We start from the raw sequence: 16,247 nt of genomic DNA on the forward strand, positions 1-16,247 counted from the left end.
ACCCGCAGCACGGCCCGGGCGAGGGTGTGGAAGACGAGGCCGAACCCGACGACCGCCGGCGAGACCTCGTCGTTGATCTCCAGCTTGGGCACGTCGACCGCGTGCACGGTGAAGATGTAGCGGTGCGGCACGTCGCCCTGCGGAGGCGCCGCCCCGCCGTAGTCCTTGGTACCCCAGTCGCTACGGACGTGGTACGCCCCGGCCGACAGGCCGGGGAACGCGCCGCTGCCGGCGCCGCGCGGCAGCTCCGTCACCGAGCCGGGGAGGTCGACCAGCGCCCAGTGCCAGAAGCCGCTGCCGGTCGGCGCGTCCGGGTCGTAGGCGGTGACGACGAAGCTCTCCGTTCCGGCGGGATGGCCGGACCAGGACAGGTGCGGGGAGATGTTCGCGCCGCCGGCGTCGGTGAACACCTGGTCAAGCGGCAGGACACCGCCGTCGACAAGATCCGTACTGGTCACCTCGAAGGACGGGCGAACGGGGAGCACGTCGTACGGGTCGGGGGGAGTACCGCGGTCGAGCAGGGACATCTACTATTCCTTCCGTTGCACCATCCGATGACGTTCCCGCGACGGAACCGTCACCTGTCGGCTCCACGCTTCCCCGCGATGAAACCTCACTCTGGCAGCGAGGGCGAAAAAGCGCCGCGAAACTGGTCACCGCGATCTTGCGCCCACACCGTGTCGATGACGTGCGCGCCGCCCTCGACACATACGGTGTCCATGGTATGATGATTAGCCAGGTAACCGGGTTCGGCACCGATCTGTAGCGAACTCAGACCTACCGCGGACGGGCGTTCCACGACGAGTCGGTGAGCGTCGCCCGGATCGGGTGTGCCGACGTCGGCGTCGAGGACGTGCTGAACGTGATCATGCGCTCGGCCGAGTCGACGGAGAGCGGGGCCGGGAAGATCTGGGTGCTACCCGTCGAGGCGGTGGTACGGGTGAGCACGGGCTCGACGCGCTGTGATCCGGCCCGTGGCCTGATTCGGCGCCGGGCCTGAGCGGCGAAGCGGGGAGGGCCGGAACGCACCGTGATTCGTGAAGCGCCGTGTGTTATCGACCGACCGGCCACCCGGATCGAGTGAGATGATCGTCACATTTGGCCGACTTTGCTCGCGCCACCTGCATTTCCGGTCTTCGATCGGCGATCAGCGAGGCGACAATGCCCCGTTGACCCGATACGGTTAACAGGTCCCGGCGGGTGTCCCGTCGACTCCCCCCGTATCGGCGTGGAGCCCGTCGGGACCCATCTGGCCAGGCCATTTCCGCCTTACCCGGTGTCGCCGTAGCGCTGCGTTCCGCCGCCGGCAGGCGCCGGCGAAGCCGCCCTGCGCGGGCCTTCCCCCCGGGCAGCCCGCTCGGAGATCCCTCAAGTACTGAAATCATCCGGCGGAGGAGATCGCTCGCCGCAGGATTGATCGGCCGGCGAGGCCTCGCGCCGACCGTTGCCGGAGAGGTGCCTCAGTCTCGAGCGGTCTCGCGGCGATGGGCCGCCGAGTGACGACCACCGCCACGGTTCAGGCGCATGGTGACGGCCGGGTCTGCGTCCTCACTCAGGTCCCCGCTGTGGTCCCAGCCGTCGCCGTCCCAACCGGTGGCCGGCCGGCCGTCGGGGATGTCCTGCTGGCCCGGCTCTGGGGACCTGGCCGCGGCGGCCGACCCGGCGGCCGTCCCCGCGCGCTTCCACCGCCGGTTCCGAAGAAATTCAACGAAGATCGGTACCACCGAAACCAGAACCACCAGGATCAGCATGGCCTCGATGTTGTCGCGGATGAAATCTATCTTTCCGAGATAGAAGCCGAGCACGGTCACTCCACCACCCCAGAGCAACCCGCCGAGGATGTTGTAGATGGTGAAGACCCGGTAGTTCATCCGGCTGACCCCGGCGATGACCGGGGTAAATGTCCGCACGATCGGAACGAACCGGGCGAGCACGATGGAGCACGGGCCGTTTTTCGCGAAGAACGCCTCCGCCTGCTCGACGTACTCCTGTTTGAACAACCGCGAGTCGGGCCGGCGGAACAGCGCCGGCCCGGCCTTGCGGCCGATCAGATATCCCACCTGGTCGCCCGCGATCGCCGCCAGGCCGATCAGAATCGCCGCGACCGGCAGCGACGTGGAGACCTCGTCTCTGGCGATCAGCATCCCGAGGGTGAACAGCAGGGCGTCACCGGGCAGAAAGAACCCGATCAGCAGCCCCGATTCCGCGAAGACGATCAGAAGGACAACGGCCAGCCCTGCCTTGATGAGGCTGTCAGCGCTGATCGCGCTGGGACCTAGGGCGAGCGTGCTCGACGCGAGCGTGGTCACAATCGCGGGCCTCCGACGGCTTCGGGCGACAGGTCGGACGCGTCCGTTGAGATCGCGGTGACGTCCGCGTCACCGCACCGGCCCCGCCTGCTGACACCGTAAGGGTATCGAGCGGCTGGGCATCCACGACCGGCACCTGCAGGTACCGCGCTGATCCACAGATAGTCCACAGGTCCTCCACCCCGCCCAGCTCATCACCCCGCGACTCACTACCCCGCGACTCACTCACCCAGGTGGATTGGCCCAACCCGGCTTGCCCCAACACGGCAGGGACATGGCACGAGCCCGCCGAGGACCTCCAGACCATGACCACACGGACAGCAACCGGTGCGACGGAACCGGCGCCATAGTCTTATTTCGTGCGTTTCTCGCGGTCCGGTCCGAACGATGATTCACCCGCCTCTACCGGCCCGCATCCGACCCGATCGGACGTGCGGCATCAGCGCCCCCGGCCGCCGGTCGCGCCCGGCTCCACCGATCGGCGCGCGCGGCGGGAGGCCCGGTATGGACCCCGTCGCCGGACGATCCGCGCGCCGCTTCTGGTGCTGCTTGTGGTGTTCGGACTGATCCCGCTGGCCGGCTGCGGGCGGCGGGATGACGTCGACGGCGGGCAGGGCGGCGCGGGCAACAACGGTGCTCCTGCGGCCGGGCAGCCGGGGCAGCCGCAGACCACTGTCCCCGGAGCTCTGCTCTCCCGGGAGGTCGTCACGCCGGCCCCGGCCGGCATCCGTGCCTGGCGGGTCACCTATTCGTCCCGGCCGACCGACGCCGGCGAGGTTCCCGTCTCCGGAATCATTCTTGCTCCAGGCACAGATGTTCCGGTGCCCGCCGGAGGGCGCAAGGTCGTGGCGTTCGGGCACGGTACGACGGGCGTCCAGGATTCCTGCGCGCCCTCACGCGCCCGCCCGCCGCTGGCCGCCGCCGTCTGGACCTTCCCCCTGGTCCGGGCCGGCTACGTCGTCACGCTGACCGACTACGCGGGGCTGGGTACCCCCGGCGAGCATGCGATCTACGTCGCCGCCCCCGAGGGGCGGGCGGTACTCGACGCTGCCCGCGCCGCCCGCGCCCTCACCGAGACAGGGGCCGGCCGTGACGTCGTCCTCTGGGGTTATTCCCAGGGCGGGCAGGCGATGCTGGCCGCCGGCGCGCTGGCCGCCGGTTATGCCCCGGAGTTGAGCATTCGCGGCGTGGTCGCGACCGCGCCGCTGGCGGACCTGCCCGCCTCACTCACCACCATGCAGCGCCGTGCGGACGGTGTCGGATACCTGCTGCTGGCAATGATCGGGCTGGCGGTCGACGATCCACGGATCGACCTGGACCGCTACCTGACCCCGAACGGTCGGCGGTTGCTGACGGTCGCGCGCACCCGGTGCGCCGACGAGGTGACGAGGTGACGAAGACGAGTGTCGGCTCATCGATCCACACGGCCTTCACCGTGGATCCGCTCACCCGCCCGCCGTTCGCCGCAGGGTTCGCGCGGCAGCGGGACGAGATCATGCGACGAATGGCTCCCACGCTCGTCCTCCAGGGTGACCGCGACGAGGTGATTCGCCAGCCGGTCACCGACGGCGTGGTCAGCCGCCTGTGTGGTGAGGGCACGACGGTGGACTACCCGCGCTACCCGCTGGCCGACCATGGCTCGATCCTCGGCACGTCGATGAACGACCTGATGCGCTGGGTTGCGCAACGCTTCGACGCACGTCCGCCGACGGTCAGCGACATCTGCGCACTCGGCACCTCCGCCCGCGAGTAGGCCCACCCGGCCTGCCTGTGGATAACCGAGAAACCTGCTGGTCAACGGGCTAAGCGTGGCGTGATTCGAGGTCCTGACCACAGGTGCACGCGACGCGGACGGAGGCATTCCCTCGCAACGCCGAACGGGACGCTGCCCATAGTCGGTCGTTCTCGACCGTCGCGGACCCGTCGCTCCGTGCGCACCGAACGCACGCGGCCCTGCCAGGCACCGGTCCACTCTGTGGACAGCGCGTGCATCGGCAGCAGGCTGCGCCGACGGTCACCGTTACCCCTGTGGACAACGTCGAATTATCGGCCACGATGCTCATTAGCGGTCATCGTGCGCAGCACGGTGCTCCTCCTCGAACCCGGCGGCGAGCGCACCTCGGGTTTATCCACAGACAGGACGCGGCGCGGCTGACGGTGACCGCCGTGGGGCCTCCCCAGCGACCGCCACGGCCGGCGATTCTCCCTATGGAAGAGCAGGAAACTCCAGGTCAGGACGCCGGCTCGGACAAGCGCCCTGCCCGCACAACGATGACCGGGACGCTGCCCACGGTCAGCCAGTCCGACCCCGCGGGCCCCGTCGTCCGCAGCGCGCCGAACGCACGCGGCCCTGCCAGGCACCGGGCCGCACTGTGGACAGCGCGTGCATCCGTAGGCAGGTAGCGCCGACGGTCACCGTCCCCCTGTGGACAGCGCGGTCACCCCGCGTGGGGCCGGCATGCTCGCGAGGCCTTCCGACGTAAGCCGGCGGTGGCAACACGATGCCCAGGGACGGGGCCCCAGTCGGCGGCGACGCTCTCCCTGCCCGACACGGCTGTGGACGGCGCAATGCCCGTGGCTCGTCGTCCCCACATCGAGGAACAACAATGCCCACCGAAGGGCTGTGGACAACCGCTTCGCTGCCCATTCCGGGGTCCGGACGCCACCCGCGGCCGGGAAACGTTCACCAAGCGCTGCGACGCCGTGCCCGCGCCACGAGGATCCCGGCAAGCGCACCCGGGGTGGTCGTGGCCGGGCCTCGTGCCGGCCCGTCGTTGCAAGGCACGATGCCCACGGACGACCGGCGGCGGCCGCGCGCCGGTCGCACCTGTGGATACCGCCCGTCCGTTCGTCCGGCAGGGGCGCCGGACTCGCCCCGTTGCCCCCCGGCCGCGGCGCCGGTCTACTCACGGTGCCCACGGGTGACCTGTGGATTTCCCTGTCGGCGGGCTTCGAGCATCAACCCTAATCAGGGTGCAAGGAAAGAACCATGACCGCCCCTGATGCCGGACGGGTCTGCGATCGCTCGTTGTGAACAGGCGTCCGGTGGGTTCCGCGGACGACCCCCGCTGGGCACCTCGCTGACCATCACAGGTCAGCGGCCGGGCCCGGCACAGTGCCCGCAGACAGGCCCCCGTCGAACTGGGCCAAGGCATCGGAGGGTGACCGTCGAGCACCCCTTCGTCACGTGGACCTGAGCCCCTGTGGACAACGCCGAACCGCCGGCCACGATGCCCATCGGTGGTCATTGTGCGGAGCACGGTGCCCCTCGCCGAGGCTGGCGGGGAGCGCACCGGGAGTTATCCACGGGGTGCACGGTACGCAGTCGGAGGTGACCTCCGAGGGACGTCGTCACCGACCACCGACGATCGCAGCCGCTCCTGTGCATAGCCGAAAAATCCCTGGTCAAGGAACCGTGCAGGGCTTGGCTCGCGGCTCCGGCCGGGGGTTGCGCGCAGCGCGGATAGCCGCCTTGCCCGCGCGCCGATGAGAGCGTGTGCATCGGCAGCAGGCGGCGCCGACGGTCACCGTCACCCTGTGGACAGCGCGGTCACCCGCGTCGGGTCGGCATGCTCGCGCGACCTTCCAACGCCGTCGACGGTGAAACCACGATGCCCACAGGAGGGGGCCGGCTGGCGGCCACGCTCTCCCTGCCGGCGACGTCTGTGGATAGCACGCTGCCCATGGCCGTGTGGCGGGCACCGGGACGGTCCCGTCCGCGGGCCGGGCACCGAAGACCTCCGGGGGAGGGTGCGCGTTCGGCCGCGGCCTTGCCAGCGTCGTCCCCGCGCCGAGGAACGACGATGCCCACGGGAGAGCTGGGGACAACTGCCTCGATGCCCACCGGAGACCAGCGGCCACTGCGCCCCGGCCGCGCCTGTGGATACCGTCTGTCCGTTCGGCGACGGGGCCGGTCTCGAACCCCCGCCGCAGCGCCGATCTTCTCACGGTGCCCACAGATGGCCTGTGGATCTCCCGGTTGACGGGCATCGAGCTGGGCCGGAACCTCGGAAGGTGACCGTCGAGCATCTTCACCAGGTGGACCCGCGCTTCTGTGGACAACGGCGAACCGCCGGTCACGATGCTCATAGGTGGCCATCGAGTGCAGCACGGTGCCCCTCGTCGAGGCCGGCGGCGGGCACACCGGGAGTTATCCACAGACAGGACGCGGCGCGGCCGACGGTGACCGCCGTCCTCACCGTGCCCGGGGTGTGGGGAGCACCCGCCGGCCGTCCGGGGGCGCTCAGCGAACGAGGCTCAGCAGGCGGCGGTGGGTCGCGTCTCGGTGACCGGCCGGACCGCCGCGACGCAGAAGTCGACGAGTCGGCTGTGGAAGGCGGGGTCGTCGATGGGCTGGCGGGCGCCGAAGGCGTGCCGGGCCAGCATGGCGCCCAGGAAGGCGCCGGTGGCGAGGTCGGTGTCGAGGTCGGCGCGGGCCTCGCCGCGGGAGACGGCGTCGTGCAGGGCGTCCTCGATGGCGGCCGCGCAGCGGTCGACAGATTCGCGCCGGAACGCCGCGTACATCGCGGGGAAGTGCGGCAGTTCGGCCATGCATCGGGCCAGAATCGACAACCGGGGCTCGGTGAACACCGCGTCGACGTAGGGCGCGAGGTGGAGCAGGTCCGCGCGCAGCGACCCGGTCCGCGGGGGCACGAGCCCGGCCGCCAGGGTCCCGAGCGCGTGCAGGACGAGATCATCGCGGGCCGGCCAGCGCGCGTAGATGCCGCGTTTGGCAACCTCGGCGCGAGCCGCGACCCGGTTCACGCTGAACCCGCCGACGCCGTGCTCGGCCAGTTCGTCCACGGCGGCGGACAGCACGCGGGTGTCGATCGTCGCGTCGCGGGGGCGCCCCCGCCGCGGCCGATCGAGCTGCCCGGTCTCCTCCTGCGCCATCCGCTCAGGCTAAGCCGGAAACGGGGGTGTAGACCGCGAATATTTAGGGAACCAGCCTGGTTGCATAAATCTGACAGGCTCCACGGAGCTCCGACAGCCCGCGTCGCGGCGGACGGTGTTCGTCTCGCGATGCACAGTGACACACGGAGGCAGATATGACGACCACGATCTACTCGGCGACCTCGACCGCCTGGGGCGGCCGGGAGGGGCGGGTGGCATCCAGCGACAACCGGGTGGACCTCCAGCTCTCCATCCCGAAGGGGCTCGGCGGCGACGACGGGTCGGGCACGAACCCGGAGCAGCTGTTCGCCACCGGGTACGCCGCGTGCTTCCACAGCGCGCTCAAGGCCGTCGCCCGAGGCAAGAAGGCCGACGTCACCGACTCGGCGGTGTCGGTGACCATCGAACTGCTCCGGGACGACGAGGGCGCCATCGGCCTGGGTGCGAGGATCGAGGCGCAGATCCCGGGGCTCGAGCGGGCCACCGCCCAGGAACTACTCGAGGCGGCGCACGCGATGTGCCCGTACTCCCGCGCCACGAAGGGCAACATCCCCTCCGAGGTCGTCCTTGTGGACAACGACTGACCGGTGCGCCGCCGGCCTGCGGCCCGTCGGGTCAGCGCGTTCCCCGGACGCGTGGCCCGGCGGGCCCGCGGGTCGCCACCGCCCGCGGCCGGCCAGTCCACGACCTGGCCTGGCCGCGCCGTCACATGGGATGTCAGTGAAGATCGGACCTGAATGTCCTAATGTGCGGAAGAAGCGGCGCCACCCTCGACGTCGAGGGACCAGGACTGGCCCGAAACGAACGGAGGGCGCACAGTTGCGGATTGCGTTGTTGTCGTACCGGAGCCTGCCCACCTGCGGTGGACAGGGCGTGTACGTCCGACATCTGTCCCGCGAACTGGTCGCCCTGGGGCACCACGTGCAGGTGCTGAGCGGGCCGCCGTACCCCGACCTCGACGACGGGGTCGGTCTCACCGAGCTGCCCAGCCTGGACCTCTACCTCGACTCGGACCCATTCCGCTGGCCGGGGCTGGCAGAGGTCCGCGCGCTGCCCGACGTCGTCGAGTTCGGGATGATGCGAACCGGGCAGTTCTCGGAGCCGCTGTCGTTCAGCCTGCGCGCCTACCAGGCGCTGCGGCCGCGAGCGTCCGGTGGGCGACCGCCGTTCGACATCATCCATGACAACCAGGGGCTCGGCTACGGGCTGCTGGCGCTGCGGGCGGCGCTGCGCCCGTACCGAATCCCCGTGGTGAGCACCGTGCACCATCCGATCACCGTCGACCTTCGGCTGAGCCTGGCCGCGGCGTCGAGCTTCACCGCTCGGGTGGGGCTGCGCCGGTGGTACTCGTTCCTGCCGATGCAGGCCCGGGTGGCGCGGAGGCTGGACGGCATCGTCATCCCCTCGGAGAGCTCGCGGCGCGAGATCATCGCCGACATGAACCTTCCGTCGGAGGTCATGCACACGGTGCCCCTCGGGGTCGACGCCGAGATCTTCACGCCCGCGCCCGCCCACGCGCCGGCCGTCGCCGGCCGCATCGTGGTCGTGACCAGCGCGGACGTGCCGCTCAAGGGGCTGGGTGTCCTGCTGGAGGCGCTGGCCAAGCTGCGATCCGAGCGTGCCGCGCACCTGGTCTGCATCGGCAAGGTCCGCGAAGGCGGGCAGGCCCAGCGCCGGGTGAAGGAGCTGGGCCTGGGCGACGCGGTGACGTTCCGTTCCAACATCCCGGAGCAGGAGCTGATCGAGCTGCTGCGCTCCGCCGAGGTCGCGGTCGTCCCCTCCCTCTACGAGGGGTTCAGCCTGCCCGCCGTGGAGGAGATGGCCTGCGGCATCCCGCTGATCGCGACGACCGCCGGGGCGTTGCCCGAGGTCGCCGGCGCTGACGGCGAGGCCGCCCTGCTGGTCCCCCCGGGAGATCCGGACGCGCTCGCCGCGGCCATCCGCACGCTGCTCGACGATCCGGCGCGCCGCGCCCGGATGGGGGCCGCCGGGCGGCGCCGGGTGGAGGAGCGGTTCTCCTGGCGGGCGGCGAGCGCCGCGACCGCGGCCTGGTACGCGGAGCGGATCGCGGCGGTGGGCGGGACGCCGACCTCGCCCTGCCCGGGCTCGTCGTGGTCGTGGGCGCAGCGGGCACCGGCGTCCCAGCCGACCCCGGCGGGACTGGCCACCGCCGCCGCCACGTCCGCGCCGGCGGCGGCGGCGGTCCCGGGCGATTCGAGCTCGTCGGCGTCGCCGACGCTCGCCGGCTGAGCCGGCGCCGCATGCTCACCGTCGACTTCGATCGTTTTCCCGTACCCGCAGGCTGCCGGCTGCTCGACCTGGGTTGCGGGGCCGGGCGCCATTCCTTCGAGGCGTTCCGGTGCGGCGCCGACGTCGTCGCGTTGGACTACTCCCTCGGTGAGGTCAGCGGCGTGAACGCGATGCTCGCCGCGATGGCCCTGGAGGGGCAGGCGCCGGCCACGGCACGGGCCGCCGCGGTGCGCGGCGACGCGCTCGCCCTGCCGTTCGCGGACGCCACCTTTGACCGGGTCATCATCGCCGAGGTCCTCGAACACCTGCCCGCCGACACGGCGGTGATGGCCGAGATCGCCCGCGTGCTGCGGCCCGGCGGCTGGGTGGCGGTCACCGTCCCCAATCGCCTGCCCGAGCAGGTGTGCTGGAGCCTGTCGACGGCGTACCACACCGTCGAAGGCGGTCACATCCGCATCTACCGGCAGTCCGAGCTGCGCGAGCGGCTTACCGCCGTCGGGCTGGAGCCGATCGGCACCCACTTCGCCCACGCCCTGCACGCGCCGTACTGGTGGCTTCGGTGTCTCGTCGGTGTCCATGACGACGACCATCCGGCGACGCGGCTTTACCACCGGCTGCTGGTGTGGGACATGATGCGCCGTCCCCAGGTCACGCGGCTCGCCGAACGGATCCTCAATCCGGTCATCGGCAAGAGCATCGTCCTGTACCTACGAAAACCGGAGGTAGCGCGTGCGGCCGGTTGAGTCTGCTCCGGTGTTGGCCCCCGAGGCGCTCATCGCGACCGCGACCGCGATCGCCGCCGTCCAGGAACCGGACGGCGCCATCCCCTGGTATCCCGGCGGCCACACCGACCCCTGGGACCATCTCGAATGTGCCATGGCGCTCGACCTCGGCGGCCTCGTCGGCGCGGCCGACGCCGCCTGGGCCTGGCTGCGCCGCAACCAGCGGGCCGACGGCTCCTGGGCCACCAGCTACGTGGCCGGCGCGATCAAAGAGGACTTCGCCGACAGCAACCAGTGCGCCTATGTCGCGACGGCCGCCTGGCATCGCTGGCTGCTCACCGGGAATCGTGCCTTCGCCGTCGGGATCTGGCCGGTCGTCCGCCGGGCACTCGACCTCATCGTCGACATGCAGGCCCCCGGCGGCCAGATCTGGTGGGCACGGGGCTCGGACGGCGTGGACTATCCCGAGGCGCTGCTCACGGGATGCTCCAGCACCCTGCACAGCCTGCGGTGCGGGATGGCGCTCGCCGCGCTCGTCGACGAGGTGCCGCCAGCCTGGGAGCGGGCGACCGGCGCGCTGCATCACGCGCTGGTCGCCCATCCCGAGCACTTCGCCCCGCGGGACCGCTGGTCGATGGACTGGTACTACCCGGTGATCGGCGGGGCGCTGCGCCGCTCCGCCGGCCGGGCCCGGCTCGTCTCCCGCTGGGACGACTTCGTCGTCGACGGCCTGGGGATCCGCTGTGTGGCCGACGAGCCCTGGGTGACCGGCGCGGAGACCTGCGAGCTCGCGATCGCCCTACACCTGGTCGGCGAGTCGACCGCCGCGGCCAAGCTGGTCGCGGACATGCAGCATCTGCGGCACGACGGCGGCGGCTACTGGACGGGCTGGCAGTTCGCCGACCGCACGTTCTGGCCGGTCGAGCAGTCGACGTGGACCGCCGCGGCGGTGATCCTCGCGGCCGACACGTTGGCCGGCGGGGTCACCGAGACCCTGTTCCGCGGGGCGGACCTGCCCACCGGGCTGCACGGGCCGGAGGGGATCGACGGCCAGGCCGGCGCCGACACCGGCCGCTCCCGGGACGAGCCGCGCCCACCCGACCAGCGTCCGGCGCCCGACGGCGACCCGCCGGTGACGGACTCCGACCCACCGGCGACGGACTCGGACCCGCCGGCGACGTGCGGCTGCCGGTCAGTCGACGCGGCGTAGAACCCGCAGCGACCCGGTCCGCGACTGCTCGCGGAAGCCCTCGTCGAGCGCCCGCAGCAGGACATGGTGCGGCGCCTGGCCACCGTCGGCGGGATCGGGGAACACGTCGTGGATGGCCAGCAGGCCGCCGGAGGTGACGTGGCGCCCCCACGCCTCGTAATCGGCCTGGGCTTGCTCCTCGGTGTGCCCGCCGTCGAGGAAGAGCAGCGCGATCGGGGTCGTCCACCACCGTCCGACCTGCTCGGACCGCCCGACGATCGCCGTCACCACGTCCTCGACCTGGCCCTGCTCCAGGGTCCGGCGCAGGAACGGCAGCGTGTCGAGCCGGCCCGTGCGCGGGTCGACGAGGGTGGTGTCGTGGTACTTCTCCTCCGAGCCGCGGTGATGGTCCACGGTGACCACGGTGGCGCCCGCCGCTCGGGCGGCGGCGGCCAGGTAGAGGGTGGACTTCCCGCAGTAGGTGCCGACCTCGCAGATCAGGCCGCCGGCCGGGATCGCCGCAGCCGCCGTGTACAGCGCAAGCCCCTCCTGCGGGGGCATGAAGCCCGTCGCCCCCTCGGCCACCTGCCGCAATGCCACGTCCACCGCCGGCTCCCTTCCCACTGACCTCGCGCCGTCCTGCTTCCCGCCGGCTGGCGGGTACCGCCCGATCCAGCCGGTACCGAACCTTAGTACCCCGGGCTCGCCGACCGGCGGTCTTCCGGGACTGGCCGCCGGCCGACGAGCTCGGTCGAGGCGGGACGAGCGCCGGAGCCGCCCGCGTCAAGCCGGCGCCCGCGACCGGTGAACGAAAAACTGTTTGCCCAGCCGGCCGGGATGAACTAACCTGCCCTCATGGGCATCTGAGTAGGCGTGTGAACGCCTCGGTGCGCCCGCTGTCACGGCAGGGTGACCAATTATTCTCTTCTTTCCAGCCGACCTGGGCGATCGGTCTCGTGGCACCGGACCTCCGGCCGCGCACGACGCCATAATGCCTGGCAGTCCTGCTGATCTGTCCGTCCATCGCGGCGCTCCGCTCGCCCGCCAGTGCCGTTTTCGGCGGCTGACGGCGTTTACCCGATTAGGCGTACTGCGTTTCTCGCCCAGTTTTGGGAGCCGAGCGTCCGCGGAGTCGGCGTCACCATTTCACGCTGCCCGAAAGGAACACAGATGGCTGCTCGTTCTCGATCCCGAAACCCGCAACTGCGCGACACCACCCGCACCGCCCCCAGGCCACCGGCCGGGAACGCGGTGACCGAGCCCGGCGCCGAACCGGCCGCGTCCCCGCTCGCCGACCCGGCTGGGTCGGCTGGAACGGCTGGAACGGCTGGAACGGCGCTCCCCGGCCTTGCTGACGCGCCGGCCCAGGACCGCCGTTCCCGGCGAGAGCGGCGAGAGCGGCGAGGGCACGGCGGGGGCGGCGAGAGTCCCCGGTCCGGGCCGGTTGCGCCGCGGCTGAACGCCGGGGCAGCGGGCGCGGGCCGCAACCAGCGGCGCTTCGCCGCCCGCCGCCAGGGCTGACCGCGGCGGCGGCTACTTGCCGAGGGTCTCGGCCGCCTCGGTGCGGCGGGCGAAGATCTCCTCGGCCCGCTCCTCCATCTCCTTCAACGCCTTCTTGCGTCCGCGGCTGGACAGCCGGTCGAGGTAGAGGCCGCCGTGCAGATGATCGGTCTCGTGCTGCAGGCACCGGGCGAAGTAGCCGGTGCCTGCCAGCCGCAGCGGTGCGCCGGTGGAGTCCTGGCCGTGAACCGCGGCGTGTTCGAGCCGGGCGACCTCCATGTAGGCGCCCGGCACGGACAGGCAGCCCTCGTCGCCCTTGACCAGCCGGCGCTCGGCCGGATCGGCCTCGTCCAGCTCCGGATTGGCGAGGTGCCCCACGTGCCGGACGCCGTCCTCGTCGGTGCAGTCGTAGACGAACAGGGCGGCGTCGACGTCGATCTGGTTCGCGGCGAGGCCGACCCCCTCGGCGCCGTACATCGTGGCGAACATGTCATCGATCAGGGCGGCGAGTTCCGGGGTGCCGAACTCGGTGATCTTCCGGCAGGGCCGATGCAGGATGGGCTCCCCGACGACCGTGATGCGCCGGATGGTGCCCCGCGCCACCTCGGGCGGGACCTCGGGATAGGCGTCGACCGGCTCTCCTAGGACCCGGATCCGCAGATCCTGCTTTTCGTTCGCCTCATCCGATCGCGCGGTACGCGAGGCCATGGCGGGCTTCTCCTTCCATCCGACCGCCGGCGCGTCCGCGCGGGCGGCGGCGCGGTGCCGACCGGGCCCCACCCGCCGTCCGCCAGGCCGAACCGGGCCGCCGCCGATCCTCGACATGCTGTACCTACGAGCTTGGCAGAACGCCCGCGCCATCCGCGCGACGGATCGACTCTCCTCGAGCGAATATCGCACCGTCGGGCGGGTGGAGCGGTTCACCCCGACGGTGCCCGGCATGTCGATGGCGGGCCGCTGCCCACAGGTGGCGAGGAGGTGGCGAGCGCCGAAAGGGGGTACTGGCCCGCCGCATCAAGCCGGTACCTCCCCTTCGGGCTCAGGCGGCGAGCAGCCCTCGCGAGGCGCGGCACGGCGGGTCGCGACTGCAGGTGCAGCCGTTCGAGGTCGAGCCCCTCATCGCCCAGGACGGCGAGCAGCTTGGTCTCCCCGATCGCGTAGACGATGATGTGCCCGCCCTGACACCGGGTGATCACCTCGCGCAGCGGGCCCATCCGGACCTCCTGGCCGGTGGACCGGCCGAGGCCGAGGGCGGCGGCGGCCATCGCCGCGAGCACCTCGGGCCGGACGTCGTCGGCGTCGGCGGCGACCAGCAGGCCGTCGGCGGACGCGACGGCGCTGCCGGTGACGCCCGGAACCTGGTCCCGCAGGGCGTAGAGCTCGGCGAGTACCCCGTCGGTGATCGTGCTTGTGCTCATCGAGGCCTCATTTCTGCCACCATGGAAGGATGGGCGGACGGTTCTCACAGCTCGGCCTCGGCCGGCGCCGCCGGCCTTCAGAGGTCGAGGTTGCGGGCGATGGTGCGCAGGCCGTGCCGGGCGAGCGCGAGGTTCGCCCGGTGCCGGTCCATCGCCAGGTAGAGAAACAGCGGGGTGCCGCCACGGTGGAGCAGCCGGATCAGGTGGTACTGCTGATCGAGGGTGATGAGGATGTCCTCGATCCCCTCCTTGATCCCCAATGCGTCGAGGGTGCGGGCCTTGGCACGCACGACGTCGGTGTTTCCGGCCGAGGCCACCTCGAGATCGAGGTTCCGGCCGCCACCGGCGGAACCGAGCATCATTCCGCTCTCATAATCGACGAGCGAAGCACCAAGCGCCCCGTTAATTGTCATTGCTTCCTTGAGCGCGGTTTCAATGTCCATGAGGTACCCCCTCAACCCGTTGACAGCATGACGAAATTACGTCGCTAGGTTCCAGGTTTGTTAACGTTCGCGTGCGCATCGACGGGCATATCGTGTAGACAAGGCGACCGTACCCGTGCGCGAACGGAATGTCACATCGAGGAACCCGCCATGCCGGATGAGATAAAGAACATGCAGGGTCCCGTTTCTTCTACCGACGGCCCACCCCACAAGGAGGATGCCGGCACGCGAGCGGCCGAAGAAATGTCGGCCGGGGTCGAGATCCTGCTGGCAGCGCTCCGACGGCAGGCCCGGGAGAGGCTCTCGAGTGTAGTCGCGGTGCTGGGCGAGGCAAGTGGGAAGGTTGTCTTTCGGGAAGGTTTGATCGCGGCCGTCACCACCTCGGCGGCGCCCGGTCCCGAGTCGTTGCTGCTGCGGTCCGGGCGGATCTCCGACGAGGAGTGGGCCACGGTGTTCGCCGCGGCCGCGCCGAGCGGGCAGCTGGCGACGGCGCTGGTCGAGCGCCGGCTGCTGGGCAGCGCGGGCATGCAGGTGGTAACTCGGCTGGCGGCGATGGACGCCCTGTTCGCCCTGGCCAGCACCCAGATCACGAGCGTGTCCGCGAAGCCCGCCGGCCCCGGTTTCCTCTCCCCGGTGCTGCCCGCCGAGCCGGGGATCAAGGTCGAGTGGGCCATCCGGGAGACGACCCGACGGCTGGCACGTGCGTCCCACTGGCGGGTCGAGCTGGGCCTGGAGATCCAGATCCGGCCACGGCTGGCGTCGCCACCGCCGCGGGCCGCGACGGGCACGGCGCAGGCCGACCTGCTGGCCCGGGTCAACGGCCGCCGGACGTGCCGGGACATCGCTTTCGTGGTGGGCCGCGGACTGTTCCCCGTAATGACGGACCTGGCCTCACTCACGGGGGATGGCTGGATCGTTCTTCCACCCCCGCAGGGGCAATCCCCGGCCGCCCCGGAATCCGGCTGCGGCGAAACGTCCGGCCTGCCTGCGCACGGCGACCGAGTCCGCGCGGAAATCACGGCGACGGCGGACGATGACAATTTCCGGGAACGCCGATACGACTTGACGGTGGGCAGCAGCCTGCCCCGCCGCGACAGTCATCGCCATCGCGGTCGCGATTTTCCCGCCTACCGCCAGATCGGCTGACCGACATCCGTAACAACGCCGACCGACCAGGCTGCACCTGCTGGTGGTGACCACCGGCATGCGCCGCGGGGAGGTGGTGGGGCTTCGGCGCGAGGATGTCGACCTCGACGCCGCCACGGTGGTGCCCGCCGTGCCCCGTGTCGTCGTCGACGGCCAAGGGTGGAGCTCCGGCGGTGGACCTTGAACCCCGATCTTGACCGCTACCTGCGGGAACGTCCCAAGCCCTCCAGTCGGACAGGCGGGGTGTAGTCACAGGATCACCGAAAGTACGTAGGGGCTCCCCTGGGAAACCGAGGGGCCCTTTTTCGTGCTCGTGATCTCGAAATGACCCGAGTCGGTGCCGACAGGCATGGATGCTAACTTTTGCAAGCATCCCA

General features: G+C 71.1%; 18 protein-coding genes. 11 read left to right on the forward strand and 7 right to left on the reverse strand.

What is annotated here, in order from left to right; genetic code table 11:
* A partial coding sequence (locus G6R25_RS12275; RefSeq protein WP_163553081.1) for a YbhB/YbcL family Raf kinase inhibitor-like protein occupies positions 1-527 on the reverse strand: 527 nt, incomplete at its 3' end.
* Between the two features lie 122 nt (positions 528-649).
* Here G6R25_RS12275 and G6R25_RS30425 point away from each other — a divergent pair.
* Together G6R25_RS30425 and G6R25_RS30430 are read left to right on the forward strand one after the other, a co-directional pair.
* Complete coding sequence (locus G6R25_RS30425) at positions 650-766, forward strand: P-II family nitrogen regulator (RefSeq protein WP_419469351.1); 117 nt, start codon at positions 650-652, stop codon at positions 764-766.
* Between the two features lie 42 nt (positions 767-808).
* A complete protein-coding gene (locus G6R25_RS30430; protein WP_419469350.1) occupies positions 809-1,000 on the forward strand; it encodes a P-II family nitrogen regulator in 192 nt (63 codons plus the stop codon).
* A 460-nt stretch (positions 1,001-1,460) separates the two neighbouring features.
* Here G6R25_RS30430 and G6R25_RS12285 read toward each other — a convergent pair whose 3' ends face one another.
* The gene (locus tag G6R25_RS12285; protein ID WP_163553082.1) at positions 1,461-2,309 is read right to left on the reverse strand and encodes a DedA family protein; all 849 of its coding nucleotides are present in this window, start codon (positions 2,307-2,309) and stop codon (positions 1,461-1,463) included.
* Positions 2,310-2,860: 551 nt separating this feature from the next.
* Between G6R25_RS12285 and G6R25_RS12290 the strand changes: the two genes are divergently transcribed.
* Positions 2,861-3,703, forward strand: coding sequence for a lipase family protein (locus tag G6R25_RS12290; protein ID WP_235948195.1), 843 nt, complete (start codon positions 2,861-2,863; stop codon positions 3,701-3,703).
* Complete coding sequence (locus tag G6R25_RS26940; protein WP_235948197.1) at positions 3,700-4,062, forward strand: alpha/beta fold hydrolase; 363 nt, start codon at positions 3,700-3,702, stop codon at positions 4,060-4,062. The genes G6R25_RS12290 and G6R25_RS26940 overlap by 4 nt, the downstream gene beginning before the upstream one ends.
* A 2,504-nt stretch (positions 4,063-6,566) precedes the next feature.
* Here the strand turns inward: G6R25_RS26940 and G6R25_RS12295 are convergent.
* Entirely contained in the window at positions 6,567-7,202 is a 636-nt protein-coding gene (locus tag G6R25_RS12295; RefSeq protein WP_163553083.1) for a TetR/AcrR family transcriptional regulator, read from the reverse strand.
* Between the two features lie 155 nt (positions 7,203-7,357).
* On the opposite strand from G6R25_RS12295, the gene G6R25_RS12300 reads away from it, so the two are divergent.
* The 4 genes from G6R25_RS12300 to G6R25_RS12315 all read left to right on the forward strand — a co-directional run bounded on the left by G6R25_RS12300 (position 7,358) and on the right by G6R25_RS12315 (position 11,384).
* Positions 7,358-7,786, forward strand: a complete 429-nt coding sequence (locus G6R25_RS12300; protein WP_163553084.1) for an organic hydroperoxide resistance protein — start codon at positions 7,358-7,360, stop codon at positions 7,784-7,786.
* Positions 7,787-8,021: 235 nt separating this feature from the next.
* Positions 8,022-9,452, forward strand: coding sequence for a glycosyltransferase family 4 protein (locus G6R25_RS12305; protein ID WP_163553085.1), 1,431 nt, complete (start codon positions 8,022-8,024; stop codon positions 9,450-9,452).
* An 11-nt stretch (positions 9,453-9,463) separates the two neighbouring features.
* On the forward strand, positions 9,464-10,195 hold the full coding sequence (locus G6R25_RS12310) for a class I SAM-dependent methyltransferase (RefSeq protein WP_163553086.1): 732 nt from the start codon (positions 9,464-9,466) through the stop codon (positions 10,193-10,195).
* Positions 10,182-11,384, forward strand: coding sequence for a prenyltransferase/squalene oxidase repeat-containing protein (locus G6R25_RS12315; RefSeq protein ID WP_163553087.1), 1,203 nt, complete (start codon positions 10,182-10,184; stop codon positions 11,382-11,384). Before G6R25_RS12310 ends, G6R25_RS12315 begins: the two co-directional genes overlap by 14 nt.
* On the opposite strand, the gene G6R25_RS12320 is transcribed toward G6R25_RS12315, so the two are convergent.
* Positions 11,367-11,969 (reverse strand): class I SAM-dependent methyltransferase, encoded by a 603-nt coding sequence (locus tag G6R25_RS12320; RefSeq protein WP_163553088.1) that lies wholly within the window; start codon positions 11,967-11,969, stop codon positions 11,367-11,369. The genes G6R25_RS12315 and G6R25_RS12320 overlap by 18 nt on opposite strands.
* A gap of 564 nt (positions 11,970-12,533) precedes the next feature.
* On the opposite strand from G6R25_RS12320, the gene G6R25_RS12325 reads away from it, so the two are divergent.
* Entirely contained in the window at positions 12,534-12,884 is a 351-nt protein-coding gene (locus G6R25_RS12325; protein ID WP_163553089.1) for a hypothetical protein, read from the forward strand.
* Between the two features lie 12 nt (positions 12,885-12,896).
* Here the strand turns inward: G6R25_RS12325 and def are convergent, their stop codons facing one another.
* The 3 genes from def to G6R25_RS12340 form a co-directional block, all read right to left on the reverse strand.
* A complete protein-coding gene (gene def, locus G6R25_RS12330; protein ID WP_136446869.1) occupies positions 12,897-13,571 on the reverse strand; it encodes a peptide deformylase in 675 nt (224 codons plus the stop codon).
* A gap of 212 nt (positions 13,572-13,783) precedes the next feature.
* Entirely contained in the window at positions 13,784-14,281 is a 498-nt protein-coding gene (locus G6R25_RS12335) for a roadblock/LC7 domain-containing protein (RefSeq protein ID WP_235948199.1), read from the reverse strand.
* A 77-nt stretch (positions 14,282-14,358) separates the two neighbouring features.
* Entirely contained in the window at positions 14,359-14,724 is a 366-nt protein-coding gene (locus G6R25_RS12340; RefSeq protein ID WP_163553090.1) for a hypothetical protein, read from the reverse strand.
* A 150-nt stretch (positions 14,725-14,874) separates the two neighbouring features.
* Here G6R25_RS12340 and G6R25_RS12345 point away from each other — a divergent pair, with 150 nt between their 5' ends.
* Positions 14,875-15,870, forward strand: coding sequence for a hypothetical protein (locus G6R25_RS12345; RefSeq protein ID WP_163553091.1), 996 nt, complete (start codon positions 14,875-14,877; stop codon positions 15,868-15,870).
* 46 nt (positions 15,871-15,916) lie between these two features.
* Positions 15,917-16,054, forward strand: a complete 138-nt coding sequence (locus G6R25_RS12350) for a hypothetical protein (protein ID WP_163553092.1) — start codon at positions 15,917-15,919, stop codon at positions 16,052-16,054.
* Positions 16,055-16,247 lie beyond the last annotated feature (193 nt).

Origin of the sequence: Candidatus Frankia alpina, from assembly GCF_902806485.1 — a bacterium.
GTDB classification, from domain to species: domain Bacteria; phylum Actinomycetota; class Actinomycetes; order Frankiales; family Frankiaceae; genus Frankia; species Frankia alpina.